The sequence below is a fragment of the Xanthomonas cissicola genome, assembly GCF_008801575.1.
GTDB lineage: Bacteria > Pseudomonadota > Gammaproteobacteria > Xanthomonadales > Xanthomonadaceae > Xanthomonas > Xanthomonas cissicola.
Window position 1 is genome coordinate 1 of record NZ_VZPL01000264.1, and the last position, 307, is coordinate 307.

The 307-nt window shown below is 58.0% G+C and carries 1 protein-coding gene; it reads left to right on the forward strand.

Annotated elements, in window-relative coordinates; genetic code table 11:
• Positions 1 to 168: 168 nt before the first annotated feature.
• Positions 169 to 307, forward strand: a 139-nt coding sequence (locus tag F7R02_RS25990; protein WP_151210370.1) for a transposase, incomplete at its 3' end; no start/stop codon positions are given.

The following is a 307-nucleotide window of genomic DNA, read 5'->3' on the forward strand; positions in this document are numbered from 1 at the left end:
CGCGCCGGGTCTGCTTGCGCTTGCCCAGGCCCTCAGCGTCACCGAACGTCAGCTGCATAGATGATCCTCTACATGATGAGGCGGGTAGTGTCGCGTATCTGTGGTGCGTTGTTCAGAGCTTCCTTAGACATCTCAAGGCCATGGAAAATGGCTGATTCGGAGGTGTCCATGAGCAGTAAACGGTATACGGATGAGTTCAAGATCGAGGCGGTCCGGCAAGTGACCGATCGTGGGTTCAAGGTGGCAGAGGTCGCCGAGCGACTGGGTGTCACCACGCACAGCCTGTACGCTTGGCTGCGCAAGTTCG